Raw genomic sequence first — 4149 nt, forward strand, 5'->3', positions numbered from 1 at the left:
GAGCGGGCCTTGCGTACATACGGTGGCACCAAGGCCGAGCGGAAGGTCACCGGCTCCCCGTCCTTGCTGCGAACCTTCGGCACCTTCACCTTTACTGGTCCAATCCCGGTCTGTATATCACGCTCTGGCAGGTGACCATTGCGGACTACAGCCGCTCGGCCATCATCCAGGTGGCGGCTTTCAAATCCTTCCATTAAGGTCGATAGCTCGGCTTCAATCGCCTGCTGCAGCAGCTCACGTGCGCCTCGGCGCAAAAGCTCGGTCAGCGGGTCAGCGGCCTCCTGTCGACCTGTAAACTCAACAACGGTATTCTTGTTCATAGCGGCGTACTCTCGGTTGGTTTCATTGTTTGGTGACAACAAATCAACCAGATACGCTGCGTTCTTTCAAACCCTCAAACACCAGATTTGGTTATAACTCCTTCACCCGTGTCAAATACCTCATCATTGCCATGAGGGTTGTAGGTTTGTTTTTTATCTTTGCTATTTACCCGCTAATGGAATGGGTATGGCCTGAAGGATGGGGATGGATACCTCCGCAGCATGAGTATGAACATATTATTATAGGGATGTTCGCCACCCTGGGTGTATTCCTGGTTCTTGCCGCTACAAACCCTATAGCCAATATCATATTGGTTTGGTTCACCATCTGGTTGAATCTGGTATATGCCACCATTTCGCTTTTGATGGCGGTAGGGGACGAAACCGGGGAGCAAAACTTGATCGGAGATATCCCGTTACAATATTTAATCGCTGGAGTCCTCTGGTACCTAATACCCAAAAACATTAAATTACTACAACGACTAGACAACGAGGATAAGTAACTGGCATCTGGCTATTACAAAGCAGCTGAGGATTTCATCCATATAAGGCAGAAACTTTGGATCAAAAAGATGAAGTTTTCCCTCTAAAAAATTGCACGAGATGAATTGAAAACTATCACATCTGTATTATTGGTTGTAGGTAAAACAGCTTGAAAGCAACCCCGCTCTGGAGAACACTATGGATGACATCACCCGTATCAATACCTCCCCATTACCTTGAAGGTTATAGGCCTGTTCTGTATCTTTGGCACTTACCCGATGATGTTATGGTCATGGCCCCCAGGATGGGGTTGGATACCGCCGCATCCAGTGTACCAACAATTTACTATATCTATGTACGTCACTTTGGGCATTTTCATAATTAAGGCTTCCAAAAACCTCTTTTTGAACCTCGATCTAATTTGGTTCACCATTTCCTTACACTTGGTATCTGCCACCATTTTGATGGTGCTGGTAGGAAGCGGTAGATCCGGTGAGGCAAACTTAACTGGAGTTATCTCCATACAGTACTTAATTGCTGGAGTTCTTTGGTATCTAATGCCCAGAAACGTTAAAAAACTACAACAACAGCTAGCGAAGAGCGATGGTGGGTAACACGATTTGACGCGAATTACGGTTGTTCTACTTAACACAAAAAAACCCGCCATTAAGCGAGTTCTCAGGCTGCAATGCGCAAAAAAAGACATACTTGGGCTTTTATACCATCGTAACACACGGGAATTCAAAGCTTTTCAGTCCACTGAATCTGTTGACCTTTTCGCAAATCTTCAGCCAGTAAGATCATACATACCGAAGTCAGATAATCACCCAGTCCGTGTCCAGGGCTACTAATACCATCACCCATCAGAATGAGCTACTAATCTAATTTATTTTGATGTATTTAAATCTCTCCTGGTTACCGAGTCAGCCTACAAGCTGATAATCACTCGCAGGGAACCACCCGCACATGTAATATTAATCTCGCCTCTACATCAGCAGAGCGTAATGAAAAAAGACTGTCAGCACCGATTACGGTGGCTGCGGTATCAGCACGAGCGATTAGTGGTTCGCCATCGCATTCTGAATAGTGGACAAAGAGCGGATCATCATTTAAGAAAAAATTTTGAAACCCTGCACTGTTCCAGTTAGTATCATAGTTGGGACCTTGATTTCCAGAAAAAAAGAATTCTCTGTGGAAATTTATAAAAGATCCCTGTGCTGAAAATACCGTACCTCTCCAATCAATATCTAGAATCCCTACTGCAAATCCAGGATCTACACTTAGTGGCAATGCAATATTACAGTCTGCCTGTGCAACTGTGTTTACGTTATTAGTTAAAGCTCTATAAGCGCTAAACAATAGGACAATGTTCTCATTGTCTTCAGTTACAGTGGCTGTCAATGATCCAACCGGGCAACCTGAACCATTCACGTTGATAGGTCCGATTTCTACTTCATGGCCATCAATTATTACTGTCTTGCTTATGACCATATTTGAAAATAGCGAACAAAAAACGAATACCATTACTTTACTTATCATCTCCCCTTTCCCTCTTCCTTAAATAAAAATTGACAACTATTCTCCTTCAATGAGCGAAAGCTATTATAGCTAGAGGACTAAAAAAAAGCAGTGAAAGTCGTGAAATAACACAAAAGCGATAACTTGTCGTGTCTACCCACCCGTCCCTCAGAAAACCCTTGCTTCCTTATTTTTGAAAGACGCTAATTTATTAACGGTAACGATTTTACCTAAGCTGCTGGTGGATAGAAATTTAATTCCGCTACAGCCTCCCCCCTGTCAGCACAACGAATCTGGCAGGGATTTTCACACTGTACAGCTTCCGCAGCATTTGTATCAACTGTCTGGCACCGCTCTAGCGGAACGCCGTAATGATTTCGTCATATTGAAAAGCACCTGAAGGTTTCACCCATAGCGGACAGTACCTTTGGATCAAAAAGCCGAATTACAGCCATAAAAAAATCCCGCCGGATGTCGGTGTTCAGAATTCTGTGTCATTTCTTTATCATTAGTAAAAAGAAATAACCTATGACCAAACCTACTTTCTATATGGATGCTGCTGTCAAGGCGCTGCATGAGGGCAAAGGCCTCAGCGGCAAAGATGGCATCCTGATTGCCTGTAAACACGGCCTGCAGGCTTTCCTGAGGCCATTGAGAGCATCTACCCCAGGACCGAGACTCAGCACTGTGTCATCCACCAGTTTCGCAACTCGATGAAGTACGTCGTCTCGAAGAACCAGAACGCCTTTATGGCCGACCTCAAGTGCGTCTACAGGGCGGCGAAGCTCTATGCTGCCGAGAACGCCTTGGATGAGTTGGGGGCCAAGTGGGGGAGATAAATATCCGTTGCTGATCAAGGCATGGCGTGCCAAGTGGCCCACCCTGTCGACGTACTTCAAGTAACCGGAATACGTGCGTACGCCGATTTACACCACCAACGCCGTTGCGGCTGTACACCGCCAGTTCCGCAAGCTAAGTAAAACCAAGGGCGGCATTGCCAATGAGAACAACTTACTCAAGCTGCTTTACGCCGGTATGCTGAAAGCCTCCGAACGCTGGACACACCCGATCCAGAACTGGAACTTGACGCTGTCACAGCTGACGATCCACTCCCCGGATCGCCTGGAGAAATATATAGCCTATGAGGTTACTTGGCTAACACAGAGTTTTGAATACCCTCTCGTCAGGGCTTTCGCTCGAACAGAACAAAAAATAATCAATCTTGAATGCCCTCAGCTTAAAACTTGGGGTTTAAACGGTAAACAACCTCAGGAATTTCTAGTAGAATACTTCGGATCAAGGTTATATACCCTCAAACTATTCTCACACACATCCTTATTACCATCATTGTCATTTGACTGGCCGGCAATAGCGGGAGATACCTATATCGACCTCGTATCAATCCCCTTAGTTTCAGCAGCAAAAATGACATGAGCAGCATTAAATTAGTTTGCCTCAAACAGTCTGTTTAAAGCAGAACTGTGATATTTAAATCAAAGCAACTACTAAAGAAAGCGAGTTAAGGGTTAAATATGATTGTAAAAGTATTGCCGACGATTATATTTTCATTCAAGTTGGGAATTGCTTGCCTTGCAATTACTCAATCTTTTCTAAGTGCGAAACGAGGACAAAAGTACACCTACTATTTAACTGGCGTGCTGATTTTTTTCTCAATACACACTCTAGTGTGGTGTATTAAACTATTTACTGAAATGCAAGAGCCTGCCTAGCCCTTCCTACCTTCGCCAAAATTTCATCGACTGATTTTGTCCATACAAATGGCTTTGGAGCCTTGTTATGTGCATCGATAAACCCTGTGATAGCCTCC

At 44.6% G+C, this 4149-nt stretch carries 3 protein-coding genes and 3 pseudogenes; 3 read left to right on the forward strand and 3 right to left on the reverse strand.

The genetic code is table 11. The annotated features are described in order from the left end of the window. The coding region (locus ACL7TT_RS20385) for a transposase (protein WP_413398013.1) at positions 1–320 on the reverse strand (320 nt) is incomplete at its 3' end. A 32-nt stretch (positions 321–352) separates the two neighbouring features. Here ACL7TT_RS20385 and ACL7TT_RS20390 point away from each other — a divergent pair. After that, complete coding sequence (locus ACL7TT_RS20390) at positions 353–823, forward strand: DUF6632 domain-containing protein (RefSeq protein WP_413398014.1); 471 nt, start codon at positions 353–355, stop codon at positions 821–823. Positions 824–1024: 201 nt separating this feature from the next. Continuing rightward, positions 1025–1417: pseudogene (locus ACL7TT_RS20395) on the forward strand (DUF6632 domain-containing protein); the annotation flags it as partial. Positions 1418–1745: 328 nt separating this feature from the next. On the opposite strand, the gene ACL7TT_RS20400 reads toward ACL7TT_RS20395, so the two are convergent. Then, the gene (locus ACL7TT_RS20400) at positions 1746–2342 is read right to left on the reverse strand and encodes a DUF4360 domain-containing protein (RefSeq protein ID WP_413398015.1); all 597 of its coding nucleotides are present in this window, start codon (positions 2340–2342) and stop codon (positions 1746–1748) included. Positions 2343–2915: 573 nt separating this feature from the next. On the opposite strand from ACL7TT_RS20400, the pseudogene ACL7TT_RS20405 reads away from it, so the two are divergent. Continuing rightward, positions 2916–3458: pseudogene (locus ACL7TT_RS20405) on the forward strand (transposase); the annotation flags it as partial. A 567-nt stretch (positions 3459–4025) separates the two neighbouring features. On the opposite strand, the pseudogene ACL7TT_RS20410 reads toward ACL7TT_RS20405, so the two are convergent. Further along, positions 4026–4149 (reverse strand): annotated as a pseudogene (locus tag ACL7TT_RS20410) (IS630-like element ISCARN69 family transposase); the annotation flags it as partial.

Source organism: Microbulbifer jejuensis, from assembly GCF_047289955.1.
GTDB lineage: Bacteria > Pseudomonadota > Gammaproteobacteria > Pseudomonadales > Cellvibrionaceae > Microbulbifer.